The organism is Tenebrionibacter intestinalis, from assembly GCF_016632365.1.
Classification (GTDB): domain Bacteria; phylum Pseudomonadota; class Gammaproteobacteria; order Enterobacterales; family Enterobacteriaceae; genus Tenebrionibacter; species Tenebrionibacter intestinalis.
Genome location: NZ_JAEPBH010000132.1, coordinates 1 through 1225, shown reverse-complemented (window position 1 = coordinate 1225; position 1225 = coordinate 1). Strand labels below are relative to the sequence as shown.

General features: G+C 44.0%; 2 protein-coding genes. Both read left to right on the top strand.

What is annotated here, in order from left to right:
- Positions 1–799 (top strand): colicin E3/pyocin S6 family cytotoxin (locus tag JJB97_RS18070; RefSeq protein ID WP_238715456.1); only part of this gene is annotated, 799 nt, incomplete at its 5' end.
- The gene (gene imm45, locus JJB97_RS18065; protein ID WP_238715455.1) at positions 799–1119 is read left to right on the top strand and encodes an Imm45 family immunity protein; all 321 of its coding nucleotides are present in this window, start codon (positions 799–801) and stop codon (positions 1117–1119) included. The genes JJB97_RS18070 and imm45, both read left to right, overlap by 1 nt.
- Positions 1120–1225 lie beyond the last annotated feature (106 nt).

Genomic DNA, 1225 nt, shown 5'->3' with positions numbered 1-1225 from the left:
GAATGCCGCGAAGGTGGAAGTGACCAACAACAGCTTAAGTGCCAGACAGATTGACGATTTTGCGACGAAGGCGAAAGGGTGTGAAGCCCGTGGTGACTGTAAACAGATCGTCAAAGAGATGGAGGATCTCAGTCTTAAGCAACGTAATGAATTAATTGTAACCTGTGCTTCTGATGCTGCTGCCTGTAAAGAGAAATATGGTGATATACCTGCTAACACGATGTTAGTTCACGAAGCGATAGATCGTGCGCTGGGTGAAGATATACCAACAGCTATGAAGAATGATTTGTCCGTTCTGTTGATGCAGCAGATGGATGAATCAGGGATTGTTACCAGTACGGACTTTGCTCAGAGACTGGAAAAACAATTCGGGCTGGATAACCAACGGGCTGAGATTTTAGCAGGAGCAGCATTAGCGGCTGTTACCGGTGGGCTGGGTAAAGCCGGTAAGTTACCTAATGTTAATCCAGGAGTAAAAATCGCGACAGGCCAAACAGTGGGGGCTTTCGAGAAAAGTCTGGTAAATCTTTCTCCTGGAGAGCGTGTAGCGTTGATTAAACAAGCAGCACCACAGGTTGCAGCAGCAAATGGAATGGTTAAAGACAATCAGTTAACTAAGAAGAATGGAGGTCGAGAAGTGTATCGTGGGCGGGATGGTAATCTTTATGCACTTGATACACAACATGGAAGGTTTGAAGTTGTCAGCACAAAAGGTAAGCACTTAGGTGAAGTTGATTTTTCTATGCAGGTAAGAAAGCCTGCTGATCCATCAGGCGGACATAATTTGAAGGTTAAGTAATGAAACTTATCAAATATAAAGAAAAGGTGGTGTCTAGAGGTTCTATTTTTCGATTGCCTGCTGTTTGGCCATACGAAGAATGGGTTGATTTTATGGTATTTGAAACCCAGGATGATGAACGACCATATGGCTTGATTGTTTCATCTGGTTATAAAGCGGGTTTATTTTTAATAAAGTTACCTATTGAAAGTATCTCAGATGAGGGGTACGGGTTAAGTACAGAATGGGTTATCAATAACTGGGCAAAATGGATCTACCCAGAATGCGATGTAGAAAATGTTCATCTACTTGATGAATATGTGGCGACACCAATCGATTAATTTAGACCTGGACACGGGCCGGGATTTTTTTGCCTGTCGTATGTTGTGTCACTGACTTCTCTGAAGTTGAGCGCCGGGCGCGACACCTCGCACAGCGAAGCGAGCG

What these genes read in the sequence shown, in the direction of transcription:
- imm45 (WP_238715455.1), top strand. Translation starts at nt 799, where the DNA reads ATGAAACTTATCAAATATAAAGAAAAGGTGGTGTCTAGAGGTTCTATT.